The organism is Streptomyces sp. NPDC087906, assembly GCF_055584925.1.
Genome location: NZ_JBVJLC010000008.1, coordinates 273,956 through 291,650, shown reverse-complemented (window position 1 = coordinate 291,650; position 17,695 = coordinate 273,956). Strand labels below are relative to the sequence as shown.

The 17,695-nt window shown below is 70.5% G+C and carries 16 protein-coding genes; 5 read left to right on the top strand and 11 right to left on the bottom strand.

Features of this window, described 5'->3' with window-relative positions; translation table 11 throughout:
* Positions 1-147: 147 nt before the first annotated feature.
* Entirely contained in the window at positions 148-1,173 is a 1,026-nt protein-coding gene (locus tag ACZ63I_RS24465; RefSeq protein ID WP_469341119.1) for an ATP-dependent 6-phosphofructokinase, read from the bottom strand.
* A 204-nt stretch (positions 1,174-1,377) separates the two neighbouring features.
* Between ACZ63I_RS24465 and pta the strand changes: the two genes are divergently transcribed.
* The 3 genes from pta (at position 1,378) to pyk (ending at position 6,208) form a co-directional block, all read left to right on the top strand.
* A complete protein-coding gene (pta, locus tag ACZ63I_RS24460; RefSeq protein ID WP_469341118.1) occupies positions 1,378-3,453 on the top strand; it encodes a phosphate acetyltransferase in 2,076 nt (691 codons plus the stop codon).
* A gap of 32 nt (positions 3,454-3,485) precedes the next feature.
* The gene (locus tag ACZ63I_RS24455; RefSeq protein WP_469341132.1) at positions 3,486-4,703 is read left to right on the top strand and encodes an acetate kinase; all 1,218 of its coding nucleotides are present in this window, start codon (positions 3,486-3,488) and stop codon (positions 4,701-4,703) included.
* A gap of 74 nt (positions 4,704-4,777) precedes the next feature.
* Complete coding sequence (gene pyk / locus ACZ63I_RS24450; RefSeq protein ID WP_469341117.1) at positions 4,778-6,208, top strand: pyruvate kinase; 1,431 nt, start codon at positions 4,778-4,780, stop codon at positions 6,206-6,208.
* Positions 6,209-6,303: 95 nt separating this feature from the next.
* Here the strand turns inward: pyk and ACZ63I_RS24445 are convergent, their stop codons facing one another.
* The 4 genes from ACZ63I_RS24445 to ACZ63I_RS24430 all read right to left on the bottom strand — a co-directional run bounded on the left by ACZ63I_RS24445 (position 6,304) and on the right by ACZ63I_RS24430 (position 10,584).
* Positions 6,304-7,623: a hypothetical protein gene (locus ACZ63I_RS24445; RefSeq protein WP_469341116.1), complete on the bottom strand. Its 1,320-nt coding sequence runs from the start codon at positions 7,621-7,623 to the stop codon at positions 6,304-6,306.
* Positions 7,613-8,224, bottom strand: coding sequence for a DUF6114 domain-containing protein (locus tag ACZ63I_RS24440; protein WP_469341115.1), 612 nt, complete (start codon positions 8,222-8,224; stop codon positions 7,613-7,615). The genes ACZ63I_RS24445 and ACZ63I_RS24440 overlap by 11 nt, the downstream gene beginning before the upstream one ends.
* 152 nt (positions 8,225-8,376) lie before the next feature.
* Positions 8,377-9,012, bottom strand: a complete 636-nt coding sequence (locus ACZ63I_RS24435; protein WP_469341114.1) for a DUF6230 family protein — start codon at positions 9,010-9,012, stop codon at positions 8,377-8,379.
* Positions 9,013-9,609: 597 nt separating this feature from the next.
* Entirely contained in the window at positions 9,610-10,584 is a 975-nt protein-coding gene (locus ACZ63I_RS24430) for a tetratricopeptide repeat protein (protein ID WP_469341113.1), read from the bottom strand.
* A 215-nt stretch (positions 10,585-10,799) separates the two neighbouring features.
* Here ACZ63I_RS24430 and ACZ63I_RS24425 point away from each other — a divergent pair, with 215 nt between their 5' ends.
* Positions 10,800-11,441, top strand: a complete 642-nt coding sequence (locus tag ACZ63I_RS24425; RefSeq protein WP_469341112.1) for a TetR/AcrR family transcriptional regulator — start codon at positions 10,800-10,802, stop codon at positions 11,439-11,441.
* 39 nt (positions 11,442-11,480) lie between these two features.
* Here ACZ63I_RS24425 and ACZ63I_RS24420 read toward each other — a convergent pair whose 3' ends face one another.
* The 6 genes from ACZ63I_RS24420 to ACZ63I_RS24395 all read right to left on the bottom strand — a co-directional run bounded on the left by ACZ63I_RS24420 (position 11,481) and on the right by ACZ63I_RS24395 (position 16,486).
* On the bottom strand, positions 11,481-12,341 hold the full coding sequence (locus ACZ63I_RS24420; protein ID WP_469341111.1) for an ABC transporter permease: 861 nt from the start codon (positions 12,339-12,341) through the stop codon (positions 11,481-11,483).
* Positions 12,301-13,146 (bottom strand): ATP-binding cassette domain-containing protein, encoded by an 846-nt coding sequence (locus ACZ63I_RS24415; protein WP_469341110.1) that lies wholly within the window; start codon positions 13,144-13,146, stop codon positions 12,301-12,303. Before ACZ63I_RS24415 ends, ACZ63I_RS24420 begins: the two co-directional genes overlap by 41 nt.
* Positions 13,143-13,598, bottom strand: a complete 456-nt coding sequence (locus ACZ63I_RS24410) for a MarR family winged helix-turn-helix transcriptional regulator (RefSeq protein WP_469341109.1) — start codon at positions 13,596-13,598, stop codon at positions 13,143-13,145. The genes ACZ63I_RS24415 and ACZ63I_RS24410 overlap by 4 nt, the downstream gene beginning before the upstream one ends.
* 112 nt (positions 13,599-13,710) lie before the next feature.
* Positions 13,711-15,477 (bottom strand): acyl-CoA mutase large subunit family protein, encoded by a 1,767-nt coding sequence (locus ACZ63I_RS24405; protein WP_469341108.1) that lies wholly within the window; start codon positions 15,475-15,477, stop codon positions 13,711-13,713.
* A 75-nt stretch (positions 15,478-15,552) separates the two neighbouring features.
* The gene (locus ACZ63I_RS24400) at positions 15,553-15,891 is read right to left on the bottom strand and encodes a DUF3817 domain-containing protein (protein ID WP_469341107.1); all 339 of its coding nucleotides are present in this window, start codon (positions 15,889-15,891) and stop codon (positions 15,553-15,555) included.
* An 88-nt stretch (positions 15,892-15,979) separates the two neighbouring features.
* Positions 15,980-16,486, bottom strand: coding sequence for a MarR family winged helix-turn-helix transcriptional regulator (locus ACZ63I_RS24395; RefSeq protein ID WP_469341106.1), 507 nt, complete (start codon positions 16,484-16,486; stop codon positions 15,980-15,982).
* Between the two features lie 164 nt (positions 16,487-16,650).
* Here ACZ63I_RS24395 and ACZ63I_RS24390 point away from each other — a divergent pair, with 164 nt between their 5' ends.
* Positions 16,651-17,694, top strand: a complete 1,044-nt coding sequence (locus ACZ63I_RS24390) for a glycoside hydrolase family 6 protein (RefSeq protein ID WP_469341105.1) — start codon at positions 16,651-16,653, stop codon at positions 17,692-17,694.
* The last annotated feature ends 1 nt before the right edge of the window (position 17,695 follow it).

The window sequence follows — 17,695 nt, the reverse complement described above, 5'->3', positions numbered from 1 at the left end:
AGGGGGGTGTCCGGACGTAAAGCGTAGGAGTTCTAGCGATCGAGCAGTCCGGACACCCCCCTCCGGAGGCCCCGGAACCCGGCAGCCGACAAGCGGACCGCAACCAAGAACGCCCCGCCGGACGGCGACACGGCGAAACGGAAACTTCTAGAAGACCGACTCCGCCTCGTACATCCGATTCTCCGGCACCGTCTTGAGTTGGGTCACGGCCTCCGCCAGCGGCACCATCTGGATCGTCGTCCCCCGCAGCGCCGCCATGCGGCCGAACTCGCCCCGGTGCACCGCCTCCACCGCGTGCCAGCCGAAGCGCGTCGCGAGGACGCGGTCGTACGCCGTCGGCGTGCCGCCGCGCTGGACGTGGCCCAGGATGACGGGGCGGGCCTCCTTGCCCATGCGGTGTTCCAGCTCCGCCGCCAGGCGGTTGCCGATGCCCACGAAGCGCTCGTGGCCGAACTGGTCGATCTCGCCCTTGCCGTACTCCATCGAGCCCGCCGCCGGATGCGCGCCCTCGGCCACGCAGATGACCGCGAACTTCTTGCCGCGCTGGAAGCGCTCCTCGACCATCTTGACCAGGCTGTCCACCTCGAAGGGCCGCTCCGGCAGGCAGATGCCGTGCGCGCCGCCCGCCATGCCGGACTCCAGGGCGATCCAGCCGGCGTGCCGGCCCATGACCTCGACGACCATCACGCGCTGGTGCGACTCGGCCGTCGTCTTCAGCCGGTCGATCGCTTCCGTCGCGACCATCACGGCCGTGTCGAAGCCGAACGTGCGGTCGGTGGAGTAGATGTCGTTGTCGATGGTCTTCGGTACGCCCACGACGGGCATGCCCGCGTCGGACAGCAGGCGCGCCGCCGTCAGCGTGCCCTCGCCGCCGATCGGGATGAGCGCGTCGATGCCGTAGCGGCGGGCCAGCTCCGCGCAGTTCTCGGCGGCTTCGCGCAGCCGGCCGCGCTCCAGGCGGGCCGAGCCGAGGATGGTGCCGCCGCGGGCGAGGATGCCGCTGACGTCGTCGAGGTCCAGCGGCCGGTAGTGGCCGTCGAGCAGGCCCTTGAAACCGTCCTCGAAGCCGATGACCTCGTCTCCGTGCCCGGTCATCGCCCGGTGCACGATCGACCGGATCACTGCGTTCAGGCCAGGGCAGTCGCCGCCTGCGGTGAGAATTCCGATACGCATCGTGCTGTATCTCCTGCGCGCTAGTGCTGTGCTTTTCTGGGAACGAGCCAGCTTTGATCCTCCCACGCGGGATCGTGAGTATGCGCATCCGCCCTTAGCAGGGTTTGAACGCGACCGCTATATACACTTGTGTAGGCATTGTCAAGGGGTGGGTGATCGCGCCGCCCCCGGGCCGACACGAACACCGAACGAGGAGAGCACCGCGTGACGCGCAGCGTGTACGTGACCGGGATCGACCGCGGAGACGGCCGGCAGGTCGTCGAGCTGGGGGTGATGGAGCTGCTGACCCGGCAGGTGGACCGGGTCGGGGTGTTCCGGCCGCTGGTGCACGACGGTCCCGACCGGATGTTCGAGCTGCTGCGCACCCGCTACCGGCTGGCGCAGGATCCGGCGACCGTCTTCGGCCTCGACTACGGCGCCGCCTCGGCGCTGCAGGCCGAGCGCGGTACGGACGAGCTGGTGTCGCGGCTGGTGGAGGGGTTCCACCGGGTCGCGCGCGAGTTCGAGGTCGTACTGGTGCTGGGGTCGGACTTCGCCGGCACGCAGTTGCCCGACGAGCTGGCGCTCAACGCGCGGCTCGCCAACGAGTTCGGCGCCTCGGTGATCGCGGTGGTGGGCGGCAAGGACCAGAGCGCCGAGTCGGTACGGGCCGAGGCGCGCAACGCGCACCGGGCGTACGAGGTGCTGGGCTGCGACGTGCTGTCGATAATGGTCAACCGCGTCGCGGCCGACGACCGCGAGGCCATCGCCGCGGGGCTCGAAACGCAGTTGCCGGTGCCCAGTTACGTCTTGCCGGACGATCCGGCGCTCGCCGCGCCGACCGTGGCGCAGATCACCCGGGCGCTGGGCGGAACGGTCCTGCTGGGGGACGAGTCGGGGCTCGCGAGGGACGCGCTGGGGTTCGTGTTCGGCGGAGCGATGCTGCCGAACTTCCTGGGGGCGCTGACGCCGGGCTGTCTCGTGGTCACGCCGGGGGACCGCGCGGACATCGTGGTCGGCGCGCTGGCCGCGCACTCGGCGGGGACGCCGCCCATCGCCGGGCTGCTGCTGACCCTGGACGAGCGGCCGGACGACGCGGTGCTGACCCTGGCGGCGCGGCTCGCGCCCGGTACGCCGGTGGTGTCGGTGGCCGGCGGGTCGTTCGCGACGGCGGCCGAACTGTTCACCTTCGAGGGGAAGTTGAGCGCCGCGACGCCACGCAAGGCGGAGACGGCGCTGGGCCTGTTCGAGCGGCATGTGGACACCGGTGATCTGCTGGCGCGGATGTCGGTCGCCCGCAGCGGCCATGTCACGCCGATGATGTTCGAGCGCGATCTGCTGGACCAGGCGCGGGCGGAGCGGCGCCGGATCGTGCTGCCCGAGGGCGCGGAGGAGCGGGTGCTGCGGGCGGTTGACGTACTGCTGCGGCGCGACGTGTGCGATCTGACGCTGCTGGGCGACGTGGACACCATCCGGAAGAAGGCCGCCGATCTCGGTATCGACCTGGGCGCCGCGCAGTTGATCGACCCGGCCAGGTCGGAGCTGCGCAAGGAGTTCGCGGCGCGGTACGCGGAGCTGCGGGCGCACCGCGGGGTGACGGTGGAGCTGGCGTACGACGTGGTGGCGGACGTGAACTACTTCGGCACGCTGATGGTGCGCGAGGGCCTGGCCGACGGCATGGTGTCGGGCTCGGTGCACTCGACGGCGGCGACGATCAGGCCGGCCTTCGAGATCATCCGGACGAAGGCGGGCGCCTCCATAGTCTCGTCGGTGTTCTTCATGTGCCTCGCCGACCGGGTGCTGGTGTACGGCGACTGCGCGGTCAACCCGGACCCGAACGCTGAGCAGTTGGCCGACATCGCGGTGCAGGCGGCGGCGACGGCCGCGCGGTTCGGGGTCGAGCCGAGGATCGCGATGCTGTCGTACTCGACGGGTACGTCGGGTACGGGCGCCGATGTCGACAAGGTGCGGGAGGCGACGGCGCTGGTGCGCGCCGCCCGGCCGGATCTGCGGATCGAGGGCCCGATCCAGTACGACGCGGCCGTGGAGCCCTCGGTCGCGGCGACGAAGCTGCCGGAGTCGGAGGTGGCGGGGCAGGCGACGGTGCTGATCTTCCCGGATCTGAACACCGGCAACAACACGTACAAGGCCGTGCAGCGTTCGGCGGGTGCCGTGGCCGTCGGCCCGGTGCTCCAGGGGCTGCGCAAGCCGGTCAACGACCTGTCGCGCGGCGCCACGGTGCAGGACATCGTCAACACGGTCGCCATTTCGGCGATCCAGGCGCAGGACGAGACAGAATGACCGCCCATGCCCCGTCGGAAGGCACCCAGGCTGTGACCGCCACCCGTGTTCTCGTGCTCAACTCCGGTTCCTCGTCGGTCAAGTACCAGCTCCTCGACATGCGGGACAGCTCGCGGCTCGCGACGGGGCTCGTCGAGCGCATCGGTGAGCGCGCCTCGCGGCTCGTGCACACGCCGGCGCACGGCGAGCGGCGGGAGCGTACGGAGGGGGTCCCCGATCACTCGGCCGCGCTGAAGGCCGTCGGCGACGAGCTGCGGCAGGACGGGCTCGGCATCGATTCGCCCGAGCTGGCGGCGATCGGCCACCGGGTGGTGCACGGCGGGCCGGAGTTCACCGAGCCGACCGTGGTGGACGACGCCGTGCTGGCGGAGATCGAGCGGCTGGTGCCGCTGGCGCCGCTGCACAGCCCGGCCAACATCACCGGGATCAGGACGGCCCGCGCGCTGCGCCCCGACCTGCCGCAGGTCGCGGTCTTCGACACGGCGTTCCACGCGACGATGCCGGAGTCGGCGTACCGGTACGCGGTGGACGTGGCGACGGCCGACGCGTACGACGTCCGCAGGTACGGCTTCCACGGCACCTCGCACGCGTACGTCTCGCGCCGGGCGGCCGAGCTGCTCGGCAAGGAGCCGGCCGAGGTGAATGTCATCGTGCTGCATCTGGGCAACGGCGCTTCGGCCTCCGCGGTGGCCGGTGGACGGTGCGTGGACACGTCGATGGGGCTGACTCCGCTGGAGGGTCTGGTGATGGGTACGCGTTCCGGGGACATCGACCCGGCCGTGATCTTCCACCTGGCGCGGGTCGGCGGGATGTCGGTTGACGAAATCGATGAACTTCTGAACAAGAGAAGTGGACTGACCGGCCTCTGCGGGGACAACGACATGCGCGAGATCCGCCGCAGGATCGACGCGGGTGACGCGGCGGCGCAGCTCGCCTTCGACATCTACATCCACCGGCTGAAGAAGTACATCGGCGCTTATACGGCGGTACTGGGGCGGGTGGACGCCGTCGTGTTCACCGCGGGCGTCGGGGAGAACGCTGCGGAGGTGCGGGAGGCCGCCGTCGCAGGTCTGGACACCCTGGGCATCGCGGTGGACGCCGCGCGCAATACCGTACGTTCCGACGTGCCGCGGCTCGTCTCGCCGGACGGTTCCCGGGTGGCGGTGGCCGTGGTGCCGACGGACGAGGAACTGGAGATCGCACGGCAGACCTTCGCACTGGTCGGCGAGGATCGAACAGTCGACGCCTGAGCACCCTCCCGCCCATTTGTATCTTCCACCAGTCGGAATATTCCGCGCTGAAACAAACCGATAGGATCCGCCTCATGCGCCGTTCCAAAATCGTCTGCACACTGGGCCCAGCCGTCGACTCCTACGAGCAGCTCAAGTCGCTCATCGAGGCCGGTATGAATGTGGCCCGCCTGAACATGAGCCACGGGAGCCACCCGGAGCACGAGGAGCGGTACCACCGCGTCCGGAAGGCGGCGGCCGACACCGGCCGCGCCGTCGGTGTGATGGTGGACCTCCAGGGCCCGAAGATCCGCCTGGAGACCTTCGCCGAGGGACCCGTCGAGCTGGTGCGCGGTGACGAGTTCACCATCACCACCGAGGACGTCCCCGGTGACAAGGCAATCTGCGGCACCACCTACAAGGGGCTGCCGGGCGACGTCGCCAAGGGCGACCCGATCCTGATCAACGACGGCAACGTGGAGCTGCGGGTCGTCGCCGTCGAGGGTCCGCAGGTCAAGACCATCGTCATCGAGGGCGGTGTGATCTCCGACCACAAGGGCATCAACCTGCCGGGCACGGCCGTCAACGTCCCCGCGCTGTCCGAGAAGGACGTCGAGGACCTGCGGTTCGGGCTGCGGATGGGCTGCGACATGGTCGCGCTGTCCTTCGTCAGGGACGCCCACGACATCAACGACGTGCACAAGGTGATGGACGAGGAGGGCCGCCGGGTCCCCGTCATCGCGAAGGTCGAGAAGCCGCAGGCCGTCGCCAACATGGAGGGTGTCGTCGCGGCTTTCGACATCATCATGGTGGCCCGCGGTGACCTGGCCGTCGAGTATCCGCTCGAAAAGGTCCCGATGGTGCAGAAGCGCCTCATCGAGCTGTGCCGCCGCAACGCCAAGCCGGTGATCGTGGCGACCCAGATGATGGAGTCGATGATCACCAACTCGCGGCCCACCCGCGCCGAGGCGTCCGACGTCGCCAACGCGATCCTGGACGGCGCCGACGCGGTCATGCTGTCCGCCGAGTCCTCGGTCGGCGCGTACCCGATCGAGACGGTCAAGACGATGTCGAAGATCGTCGTCGCCGCCGAGGAGGAGCTGCTCTCCAAGGGGCTCCAGCCGCTGGTGCCCGGCAAGAAGCCGCGCACCCAGGGCGGTTCGGTGGCCCGCGCGGCGTGCGAGATCGCCGACTTCCTGGACGGCAAGGCGCTGGTCGCCTTCACCCAGTCCGGCGACACGGCCCGCAGGCTCTCCCGCTACCGCGCGTGCCAGCCGATCCTGGCCTTCACCACGGACGAGTCGACCCGCAACCAGCTCGCGCTGAGCTGGGGCGTCGAGTCGTTCATCGTGCCGTGGGTGAAGAGCACCGACGAGATGGTCGACCTGGTCGAGGTCGAGATGCTCAAGCTCAAGCGCTACAACGAGGGCGACACGTTCGTCATCACGGCGGGCTCGCCCCCCGGCGTCCCCGGCACCACGAACATGGTCCGGGTGCACCACCTCGGCGGCGCGGGCCGCGACTGACCCGCGGTACGGCATGTGGCCCGCACCCTGTCTCCAGGGTGCGGGCCACAGCCGTTACCACGGCTCCCGCGGGGGTCTGTCGGCACCAGGGCCGGTCAGTCGATGTAGTTGTGCAGCCCCGGGACGGTGAGCGTGCCGCCGAACTGGCCCGCCTGCGTCACCGTCGCGTTGGTGAAGATGGCGGTCGGCACCTGGATCGGCGGCGGGAAGGACGGGCTGAACGTGATCGGAATCAGTCCGAACAGGTTGCCCGACAGCTTCTCGGTGTACAGCGTGACCTTGCCGCCGCGGATGGTGGACGTGGAGCCCGGCGCCGCCTTCACATGGCCCGTCTTACCGTTCGGGTAGACGACGGACTGGTCCAGGTCCCCGATGTCGATGCTGTCGGCCGTGAACTTCATGACCTTCTTCAGCCGCTGGTCGTACGTCCTGACCTCTTTGATGCCCTCGTACTTCAGCCCGGACAGCTTGAGGTTGCTGCTGCGCAGCGTCCAGGGGTCGTTGGGCAGCAGCGGGATGCCCTCCTCCTGGGTGGCGTCGGCGAGCGCCTTCGGGTCGGCCGTCGGGCAGGGGAAGCGCTCCTTGCCGTCCGCGCCCTTGGGTATGTCGTCGTCCTTGCCCGGGGTGGTGCCCTTGACGTCGTCGCCCAGGTCCTCGACCTCGGCGCCGGCCTGGCCCGCCGCGTCCCTGATCGCCTGCTCCGTACCGCCGACGGCGTCCCCGACCGTGTCGCCGACCTGGCCGACCGTGTCCCCCACCGGGTTGTCCGGCTTCGGTTTCGACGGGGCGCTGGTCGAGGGGTCCGGCTTCGGGGTGGCCGAAGCGGTCGGCTCGGGGTCGTCCGACGGCTTCGAGCCGCCGCCCAGCAGGCCGCCGAGCAGCCCGCCGAGGCCCAGCGGGTCCGGGAGGCCCTTGTCCTTCGCCGTGTCCGAGTCGGCCGAAGGCGGCTTCGCCGCCGGGGTCTTGGCCGGTGCCTTGTCCTCGTCGGACGCGGAATCGGAAGCGGACGCGCTCGACGACGGCTTCGGCTCGCTGCCCTTGCCGTCGTCCCCGCCGCCCGCCGAACCGCTCGCCGACGGCGCGGGGTCCGGCGACGCGGAGTCTCCGGGCTTCTGCCCGTCAGAGGCGGAAGGTGAGGGCGAGGAGGAAGCGGATTCGCTCGGCTCGTCGGAGCGGGTCACACAGGGGCCCGGCGCGTACGGGATGTCCTTGTTGGAGTCCGCCAGCGCGAGCCGCGGGGTCAGCCCCATGCCCACGAAGACCGCCGTGGGAACGGCGGCGAGCGCCATCGCCTTGCCCGCCGGTATCTGAAGCTTGGTCAGGAGCGACTTCCTGGGGGCCGCGTGGCGCGGCCCTCCTCTCGCCCGCAGACCGTCCGCCCCGGCCGTGACCGGCTGCGCTTCGTCACCCCGCACTGTTCCTCCCACCGTAGGCATGGGCTGTCGTATCCGGCACGTTCGGGTTCTCCCCGTCACGTGGACCGGGACCGTACGAGGCGGGGAAGTAGGGATCGGCGCCGCTGTCGCTGGGAGCCGCGCCCCCGGGCCCTGCGCTGCCCGGGAGTCCGCCCTCGGGCTCGGGCGCCTGCTGGGGGATGTCGGGCCGTACGGTCGGCTCGGCCGGCCTCGGCGGCGCCCAGGAGATCGACAGGGCTCCGCCGATCAGCGCGCAGAGGAAGCCGATCACGAATCCGCCGATGTTGGAGATCGGTATCGAGACCAGGCCCAGCAGGATCGTGGCGACGCCGGCGAACACCCGCACGATGCTGTGGAACCACATCGTCAGCCCCAGTGTCACCAGCAGCACACCGATGATCAGCGAGCCCGCACCCGCCGTGGTGGCCATGGCCAGTGTGAGGTTGCCGAGGTGCAGGTGTGCGTACGGGAAGTAGGCGATGGGCAGCCCGCTGAACAGGGTGAACAGGCCGGCCCAGAACGGCCGGGTGCCCCGCCAGACGCGGAAGCGCAGCCGCCAGTACGTGAATCCGCCACCGCTGCGCGAAGACTCGGCGCTCATGGAAAACAGCTCCCTGGAACCGGCGTTGCCGTGAGAAGAAGAAGGGGGACGGCGGGCAAGGGAGGTGGAGTCTTCCCCCACCCGCCGGACGGGGTGCTAGTACCGCGACCGGCCATGCTTGCCCGACAGGGCAGAGCTTGCCGGGAGGGGCACTAGTAGCACTCCTTGGTGCCCTTGAACAGCTTCATGCTCAGACCGCTGAGCTTGAAGGTGCCGGCGGTGGTCGCCCACGCCGTCTGCTTCACATCGGTCAGCACGGCCCGCTCGGCCTGCTGTGCGAAGCCGTAGGGGTTGGCCTTCCCCTTGTCACCCGGCGCGATACCGGCGCCCTTGGTCTCGCCCGCCGCCACACCGATGTCGATGTTCGTGAACGTCGCGTTCGCGTTCAGATCGGCGACATCGATGTACAGGTTCTTGGCGCTGACCGGGGTCGCACCGCCACCGGCCTTGAGCTGCAGGCTGATGCTGCCGAAGATCGGCACATCCGGTGTGACCACCGACTGGCACATGTTGGTGATCTTCGCCGAGGTGAACCCGGAGACGGCGACCGGGTTGGCGCTCTTGTTGCCCTTGAGGTCCGTGCCCGTGTCGATGCTGCCGTACTGGGTGAACCCCCGGCCGTCCAGCTTGTCGGCGCTGACCTTGAAGCTCTGGCCCGACACACTGAACGAAGCGGCCAGCGCCCCCTGTGCCAGCGCGACACCGATCGCGGCCGTCGCGGCCACGCTCGGCACCATGACGACGGCGAACCGCTTCCATCTGGTCCCACCACGTACTAGGGACTCCATCAATGTCCTCCTTCTCGGACGTACATCTCCGGACCGGGCCGGAGCCCGTCCTGGGATGGGAGAAGTGCTACGTCCTCGGGAAGGAGAGCGCCTGTTCCGTAGAGGCGCGAACCGCGTCCGAAGAACCGGCGATCACCCCCGAGCGACAACCACTGGCCACGCCTTCGCGCAACCTCTGGACAGGCCCTGCCGGTGGGCAGGAACCCCCCTGTCCGGGCCGGGGGTGCTGGGCACCCGCCGGTCCACCCGGTGGGGACCCAAGGCCGACGGGCGCGGCTGGTGACCGTGCCGGTGCGGTATTGGACCGAGCGTCGCCGATCGTGGTGCATTCCAGCTCATGACACAAGGGGGTTCGTTACTGGCTAGTAACGCCCCGATAACCGGGTGACGACCGCGAGGCATCAACTCGGCACAGAGGGTGCAATCGCCCCGTCGCGATGATGGTGCGATTGCCGCACAAATCAGGACAGAGGAAGGGGGGCGCTCTACTGCGAGTAACAGCGGCCGTACTTGCCAAGTTTTGGCAAAATACGGCCGCCGGTGTCGTCGTGTCGCCAAATCACCGCCGGAGAAGGAGGGCCGCCGACGGAACCGCGCTCAGAACAGCACGCGCGCCAGCGACTGCCGCGCGGACGTCACGAGCGGGTTGTCGCCGACGATCTCGAACAGCTCCAGCAGCCGTACGCGCGCCGCGTTCCTGTCGTCGCCCGCCGTGCGGCGCACGGTCTCGATCAGCCTGCTGAAGGCGTCCTCGACATGACCGCCGTACAGGTCGAGATCGGCCGCCGCGAGCTGCGCCTCGACATCGTCGGGCGCCTCGGCCGCGTCCTTGCGCACCTGCTGCGGGTCCAGGCTGTGCACCCGGCCGAGCAGTTCGGCCTGGCCGAGGCCGAGCTTGGCCTCGGTGTTGCCGGGGTCGTCGGACAGGACGTTGCGGTACGCCTGCGCTGCGCCGCTGAAGTCGTCCGCGTCCAGGGCCTGCGCCGCGGCCTCCAGCAGGGCGTCGTAGGGCCCCACGGGGGCGGCGGGGGCCTGCGGCTCGCCCTGCTCGCCGGCCGCCTCGGTGTCGACGGCGATGCCGGTGAGCCCGAACCGCTCCTCGCCCACCTGGATGAGCTGGTCCAGCGTCTGCCGGATCTGGGTCTCGGGGGCCGCGCCCTGGAAGAGGGGCAGCGCCTGGCCCGCCACCACGGCGAAGACCGCGGGGATGCCCTGGATGCCGAACTGCTGCATCAGCATCTGGTTGGCGTCGACATCGATCTTGGCGAGGACGAACCGGCCGCTGTATTCGACCGCCAGGCGCTCCAGCACCGGGCTGAGCTGCTTGCACGGCTCGCACCACTCGGCCCAGAAGTCGATGACGACCGGTACCTCGGCGGAGCGCTGGAGGACATCGCGCTCGAAGCCGGCCTCGTCGACGTCGATCACCAGGCTGGACGGGGGTACGGCGGCGGCGCCGCCGTCGCGGGCCGCCTCGGCGCGGGCCTGCTCGGCCTTCGCCTTGGCCTCGTTGGCCGCCTTCACCGCGGCGAGGTCGACGACGCCGCTCATGGACATGTTCCTAGGCTGCATGAGTACATCCTCCCCCCTCCGCGCGCAGTTCAGAAAAGCGTTCAGAAAACCGTTCCGCGGCGCCGGGTCCCCACCCGGCGCCAGTGGTTGTCGCGGAGAGCCGGTGAGGGCTTTCGCTACGGGTCGTAGCGTAACTGCGCGGGGCGGGGAGCGGGCGGGAAATGGCCGTGAACTGGCTCACAGCACCATGCCTACCGGCCGGTATGGTCACCGTCATGTCGAGTACGGGACGTACGACAGGCCGCCCCCGCAGCGCCGAGACGGACACCGCGATCCTCGCGGCGACCAGGCAGGCGCTGGTGGAGCTCGGCTGGTCGAAGGTGACGATGGGCGACGTGGCGGCCAGGGCCGGGGTCGCCAAGACGACGCTCTACCGGCGCTGGCCCGGCAAGAACGAGCTGGTCGTGGACGCGGTCGCGGTCCTCTTCGACGAGCTGGAGGTGCCGGACCTGGGCAGCCTGACGGCCGACGTGCGGGGCGTGGTGCTCCAGTTCGCCGCGCTGCTGGAGCGGCCGGAGACCAGGACGGCGCTGATGGCCGTGGTCGCCGAGTCGACCCGCGACCCGGCGCTGCGGGCCCGGATCCGCGCGATGATCGTCGACCCGCAGAAGCGCCTCGTGCACGAGGGGCGGGAGCGCGCGCGGCGCCGGGGCGAGCTGCCGGCCGGGGACGATCCCGAGACGGCGGCCCGCGACACGGACCTGATCTTCGACGTGGTGGCGGGGGCCGTGGTGCACCGGACGCTGGTGAGCGCGGAGCCGGTGGACGACGAGTGGGCACGCCGGTTCACGGACCTGCTGGTGTCGGGGATCACCGGCGCGGGGAGCGCGGAAGCGCTCCCCGGGACGGCCCCCTGAGCCCTCGACGTACCGCCGGCGCCGTGAACTGAGGGTGCGTCACCTCGCCAGTCTGGCGAGCAGCGAGGAGGCGGCGGTGATGCCGGCAGCCGCCGCGGCCACCAACACCCCGTAGTCGAGCAGCAGATGGGACGAGGTGCCGAGCAACAGCCCTCTCAGCGCGTCGACCTGATAGCTCAGCGGGTTGATCTTGCTGAGCACCTGGAGCCAGCCCGGCATGATCGCCACCGGGTACAGGGCGTTCGAGGCGAAGAACAGCGGCATGGTGATGGCCTGTCCGATGCCCATCAGCCGGTCGCGGGTCAGCACGATCCCCGCGATGGTCATCGAGAGGCAGGAGAAGAAGGCCGAGCCGAGGATCACCGCGACGGCGACCCCGAGCAGCCTGAGCGGGTTCCCGGTGAGCCCCACCCCGAGCAGCGCGGCGATGACGATCACCACGACGGCCTGAATGAGGGCCTTCACCCCCGCGGCGAACGCCTTGCCGGTGATCAGCGCCGACCGCGGCGTCGGGGTGACCAGGAGTTTGGTGAGGATCCCGGCGTCTCTCTCCCAGATGATCATGATGCCGTAGAAGATCGCGATGAACATCGCCGACTGGGCGATGATGCCGGGCGCGAGATAGTCGATGTACGGGATGCCGCCGGTCGGGATCGCCTTGATCCGGGTGAAGGTCTCACCGAAGATCAGCAGCCACAGCGCGGGCTGCACGGCGCGGGTGTACAGCTCCGTACGGTCGTGCCGCAGCTTCTGCAGCTCGACCACGCACATCGCGCCGATCCTGGCGGCCAGTACCCGCCAGCCCGTGCGGGCGCGCGGCGGGGAGAGCAGCAGATCCAGTTCGAGGGGGTGCGACGCGTCAGCCGACGCGGGTCGCTGTTCGGCGGGTGCTTCGGACACTGCGGAAATCGCCTCCCTGTTCGTCGAGGCCGCGCCCCGCGACGTCCCGGAAGACGTCCTCCAGCGTCGGCGCGGCGTTCTTGTCGCCTGCGGCCCGCTGCCGCTCGCGCAGCTCGGACCGCAGCTCTTCGGGGGTGCCGAGCGCGTGGATCCTGCCCCGGTGCATCAGGGCGAGCCGGTCGCAGTACTGGTCGGCCTCGTCCATGTAGTGCGTGGTGACCAGGACGGTCATACCGGTGGCTTTGCGCACGGCGTTGATGTGCTCCCACACGCTGGTGCGGGCGATCGGGTCGAGGCCGATGGTCGGCTCGTCCAGCATGAGCAGCCGGGGGGCGCTGACCAGGGCCTGGGCGAGTTCGAGCCGGCGGATCATGCCGCCGGAGTACGTCTTGGCGAGCCGGTCGGCGGCGTCGGCGAGATCGACGGCGGCGAGCGCCTGGGCGACGCGCGCCTTGCGTTCGCGGTGGCTGACGTCGAAGACGCGGGCGAACAGCGAGACGTTCTCCCGGCCGGTGAGCGCGGCGTCGGCGGAGAGCTGCTGCGGTACGTAGCCGAGCAGCCGGCGCACCGCCATCTTCTCCTTCGCCGCGTCGTGCCCGAAGACCAGCACCCGTCCCTCGGGCACCGGCAGCAGGGTGGTGATGCAGCGGATCGCCGTGGTCTTGCCGGCGCCGTTGGGTCCGAGCAGCCCGAACACCTCGCCTGCGCCGACCGTCAGTTCCAGGCCGTCGACGGCCTTGGTCTCGTCGAAGGTGTATGCGAGGTTGTTGAGCGTGACGGCGTCGGGACCCGTCGGTTCGGTCATGTCCCCTCCACTTCCTCATGCAGGTTCTCGGCGAGCCTGCGCAGCGCGGGGAGGGCGGCGGCCAGGGCCGCCCGGTCCTCCTCGGTGAGCCGGGCCAACTGGTCGCGTACGAGCGCGCCGCGGGCGGCCTCCCAGTCGCGCAGCCGGGTGACGGCGGCGGGGGTGGGCAGCAGCCGGGCGGAGCGCCGGTCGGCCGGGTCGGTCTCGCGTATCAGATAGCCGGCCGTGCTGAGCTGGTTGACCAGCGTGGAGACCGAGTTGCCCGCGAGATACAGCTCCTTGGCCGCGTCCGAGACCCGGATCCCGGGCCTGGCGGCGACCAGCCGCAGCAGCGCGATGCCGCGCACCGGCGGTGCGGGCGTGGGCAGACCCGCGCGCAGCTTGCGGCGGATCATCCGCTGGATGCCCGCCAGCACGCCGGCGAGCGCGTCGGGGAACTCCTCTGTGGCCATGCCATCGATTTTACCTCTCACGCAGAGGTATTGGCCAGACGACCGGCCGGGACAGGCGTACGAAGAAGCCGGCCGCCCCCCAAAGGGAGACGACCGGCTCGTCGGACAAGTGCTAGAAGCCCGGCGGCTCGGTGTACGTGCCCCACTCGTCGCGCAGCACGCCGCAGATCTCGCCGAGCGTCGCCTCCGCGCGGACCGCCGCCAGCATCGGCGCGATCATGTTGGAGCCGTCCCGCGCAGCCGCGAGCATCGCGTCCAGCGTCCTGCGCACCTCGGCGTCGTCGCGGGCCGCCCTGCGGTCCGCGAGCGTAGCCACCTGGTCGCGCTCGACCTCGTGGCTGACCCGCAGGATCTCCAGGTCGCCGGTGACCGAGCCGTGGTGCACGTTGACGCCGACGACCCGCTTGTCGCCCTTCTCCAGCGAGCGCTGGTACTGGAAGGCGGACTCGGCGATCTCGCCGGTGAACCAGCCGTCCTCGATGCCCCGCAGGATGCCGGAGGTCATCGGGCCGATCGGGTGCTGCCCGTCGGGGTGCGCCCGCAGCCCGCGCTCCTTGATCTGCTCGAAGATCTGCTCGGCGTCGGCCTCGATCCGGTCGGTGAGCTGCTCCACGTACCAGGAACCGCCCAGCGGGTCGGCCACGTTGGCGACGCCGGTCTCCTCCATCAGCACCTGCTGGGTGCGCAGCGCGATCTCGGCCGCCTGCTCGCTGGGCAGCGCCAGCGTCTCGTCCAGGGCGTTGGTGTGCAGCGAGTTGGTGCCGCCCAGCACGGCCGACAGCGCCTCGACGGCGGTCCGTACGACGTTGTTGTACGGCTGCTGCGCGGTGAGCGAGACACCGGCCGTCTGGGTGTGGAAGCGCAGCCACTGCGCCTTGTCGGTCCGCGCCCCGTACACCTCCTTCATCCAGCGGGCCCAGATCCTGCGGGCCGCGCGGAACTTGGCGATCTCCTCGAAGAAGTCGAGGTGCGCGTCGAAGAAGAAGGAGAGGCCGGGCGCGAACACGTCCACGTCCATGCCCCGGCTGAGGCCGAGTTCCACGTACCCGAACCCGTCGGCGAGGGTGTACGCCAGCTCCTGCGCGGCCGTCGAGCCGGCCTCGCGGATGTGGTAGCCGGAGACCGACAGCGGCTTGTAGGCGGGGATCTCGGCGGCGCAGTGCTCCATCAGGTCGCCGATCAGGCGCAGATGGGGCTCGGGCTGGAACAGCCACTCCTTCTGCGCGATGTACTCCTTGAAGATGTCCGTCTGGAGGGTGCCGTTGAGTACGGCGGGGTCGATGCCCTGCCGTTCGGCGGCGACCAGGTACATGCAGAAGACGGGGACCGCCGGGCCGCTGATGGTCATGGAGGTGGTGACGTCGCCGAGCGGCAGGTCGCCGAAGAGGACTTCCATGTCGGCCGCCGAGTCGATGGCGACGCCGCAGTGGCCGACCTCGCCGAGCGAGCGCGGGTCGTCGGAGTCGCGGCCCATCAGGGTGGGCATGTCGAAGGCGACGGAGAGCCCGCCGCCGCCGTTGGCGAGGATGGTCTTGTAGCGCTCGTTCGTCTGCTGGGCGTTGCCGAACCCCGCGAACTGGCGGATGGTCCAGGTCCTGCCCCGGTAGCCGGTCGGGTGGAGCCCTCGGGTGAAGGGGTACTCGCCGGGCCAGCCGATCCGGTCGAACCCCTCGTAGGTGTCTCCGGGCCGCGGCCCGTAGACCGGCTCCACCGGATCACCGGAGAGCGTGCTGAAGTCGGCGTCACGCTTGCGGGCCTTGTCGTAGCGGGCCTGCCAGCGGCGGCGGCCCTCCTCGACGGCGTCAGTGCCCGCACTGTCGGTGCCCGCGCCGTCAGCGCTCGTGCCGTCCTTGCCCTGCGTGCTGTGCCTACCGTCCATGGAGTCAAATTTACTAGGACGTCCGAGTAAATGTCGACGCCTGGCCGCCGCGAGCCGTACTCGCGGCGGTTCCGGTCAGACCTTGACGGCTTCCGGGGCGGTACCGGCGATCTGCGGCTCCAGCTCGCGGGAGATCCGGCGCTCCACGAAGAAGGCGGCGGTCGGGACCGTACCGGCCAGCAGCACCCAGAGCTGCTTGCCGACCGGCCAGTGGGCCTTGGAGCCGAGGTTGAAGGCGACGCCCAGGTAGACGATGTAGAGCCAGCCGTGCGCGATACCGACGATCTCGACGAAGCCGTCGGCCCCGTCGATGTCGAGCAGGTACTTGGCGATGACTCCGAGAGTCAGCAGGACCAGCAGCACGCCCGTGACGTACGCCATGACCCGATAGCGGGTCAGCACGCTTCGTTTCATGGGAACGAGCGTAACCGCCCGTTCCGGGCGATCTTCGCGCGGGTGGCCCGCTCGCGGGCCCGTCCGGCGGGACCGGTCGGTACGGCGGTCAGGCGTCGAAATCCTCGGCGGCGACCCGCAGCGGGCGGAGCATCGCGAAGATCTCCGCGCACTCCTCCGCGTCGTAGGCGCCGAGGCCGAAGTCCATCTCCATCAGGTCCTTGGTGGCCGCCTCGACGACCTCGCGCCCCTTGTCCGTGATGGCCGCGAGGGTGCCCCGGCCGTCGTTGGGGTTCGGCCGCTTGCCGACGAGCCCGGACCGTACGAGCCGGTCCACGGTGTTGGTGACCGAGGTCGGATGGACCATCAGCCGCTCGCCTATCTTCGACATCGGCAGCTCGCCCGCCTTGGAGAAGGTGAGCAGCACCAGTGCCTCGTACCGGGCGAAGGTCAGCCCGTACGGCTTGACGACGGCGTCGACCTCGGCGAGCAGGATCTGCTGGGCGCGCATGATCGACGTGATCGCACCCATGGAGGGCACCGGCCCCCAGCGCTGCTGCCACAGTTCGTCGGCGCGTGCGATGGGATCGAAGGGGAGGCTCAGCGGCTTCGGCACGGCTCCGACCCTACCCACAGGTCATATGCTGGTCAGCCTTGTCTCGCAGTTCGGTCGAATCGCCCAGGGCGCACGGTCCGCTGGTGTCGCTCCCGGGGCGAGATGCCCCTTATGTCACGATGAGCCGGTCCTGTCGTTACGGAGCCGTCGCCCAAGGGGGCTGGATGTCCGGCCGCAGACCGCATAGCCGCCCGCTCGCCGCCTCGCTGACGGCGGCCGCCCTCGCCGCGCTGCTCGGCGTCGCCGGCTGCTCGTCGCCGTCCTCCGGCGAAGACCCGGGCGCCCAGGCCGGGCTCTCGGTGGCCAACGGCGAGGCGGCGCCCGCCGCCGACTCGCCGTTCTGGGTCGACCCGGACAGCGACGCGGCCCGCGAGGTCGTCCTGCGGCGCAAACAGGGCCGCGCCGCCGAGGCGAAGGACCTGCGGCGGATCTCGGAGCGCCCCGTCGCCGACTGGCCGGCCGGCGACAACCCGGCGCCGGAGATCCAGCGGGCGGTCCGGGCCGCCGCCGCGCACCGGCGCACCGTCGTCCTCGTCGCGTACAACATCCCGCACCGCGACTGCGGCCTGTACTCGGCGGGCGGCGCCCCCGACGCGCAGGCGTACCGCGACTGGATCGGCGCCTTCGCCGGCGCCATCGGCGCCGCCCCTGCCGTGGTGATCCTGGAGCCGGACGCGCTGCCGCACATCGCCGACGGCTGTACGCCCCCGCAGGGCCAGGCCGAGCGGTACGAGCTGCTGTCGCAGGCCGTCGACCGGCTGAAGCGGCAGCCGAAGACCCGGGTCTACCTCGACGCGGGCAACCCGGCCTGGATCTCCGACCCGGCGCGGCTGACCGGGCCGCTGCGGCGCGCGGGGGTCGACGTGGCCGACGGGTTCTCGCTCAACGTGTCCAACTTCCAGAGCAACGACCGCGTCAAGCTGTTCGGTACGCAGCTCTCCGGGCTGCTCGGCGGCTCGCACTTCGTCATGGACACCAGCCGCAACGGCGCGGGGCCGCTGCCCGGCAACCGCGCGGAAGCCTGGTGCAACCCGCCTGGCCGGGCGCTCGGCACCCCGCCGTCCACCAACACCGGCAACGAACTCCTCGACGCGTATCTGTGGATCAAGCGGCCCGGCGACTCGGACGGCCCCTGCCGGGGCGGCCCGGCCGCCGGTACCTGGTGGCCGGATTACGCCCTCGGCCTGGCCCGCCGCGCGAAGAGCTGAC

Excerpts from the sequence above, each read along its gene's own strand:
- ACZ63I_RS24465 (WP_469341119.1), bottom strand. The coding sequence starts at position 1,173 with ATGCGTATCGGAATTCTCACCGCAGGCGGCGACTGCCCTGGCCTGAAC.
- pyk (WP_469341117.1), top strand. The coding sequence starts at position 4,778 with ATGCGCCGTTCCAAAATCGTCTGCACACTGGGCCCAGCCGTCGACTCC.
- ACZ63I_RS24440 (WP_469341115.1), bottom strand. The coding sequence starts at position 8,224 with ATGAGCGCCGAGTCTTCGCGCAGCGGTGGCGGATTCACGTACTGGCGG.
- ACZ63I_RS24435 (WP_469341114.1), bottom strand. The coding sequence starts at position 9,012 with ATGGAGTCCCTAGTACGTGGTGGGACCAGATGGAAGCGGTTCGCCGTC.
- ACZ63I_RS24430 (WP_469341113.1), bottom strand. The coding sequence starts at position 10,584 with ATGCAGCCTAGGAACATGTCCATGAGCGGCGTCGTCGACCTCGCCGCG.
- ACZ63I_RS24425 (WP_469341112.1), top strand. The coding sequence starts at position 10,800 with ATGTCGAGTACGGGACGTACGACAGGCCGCCCCCGCAGCGCCGAGACG.
- ACZ63I_RS24415 (WP_469341110.1), bottom strand. The coding sequence starts at position 13,146 with ATGACCGAACCGACGGGTCCCGACGCCGTCACGCTCAACAACCTCGCA.
- ACZ63I_RS24410 (WP_469341109.1), bottom strand. The coding sequence starts at position 13,598 with ATGGCCACAGAGGAGTTCCCCGACGCGCTCGCCGGCGTGCTGGCGGGC.
- ACZ63I_RS24405 (WP_469341108.1), bottom strand. The coding sequence starts at position 15,477 with ATGGACGGTAGGCACAGCACGCAGGGCAAGGACGGCACGAGCGCTGAC.
- ACZ63I_RS24400 (WP_469341107.1), bottom strand. The coding sequence starts at position 15,891 with ATGAAACGAAGCGTGCTGACCCGCTATCGGGTCATGGCGTACGTCACG.
- ACZ63I_RS24390 (WP_469341105.1), top strand. The coding sequence starts at position 16,651 with ATGTCCGGCCGCAGACCGCATAGCCGCCCGCTCGCCGCCTCGCTGACG.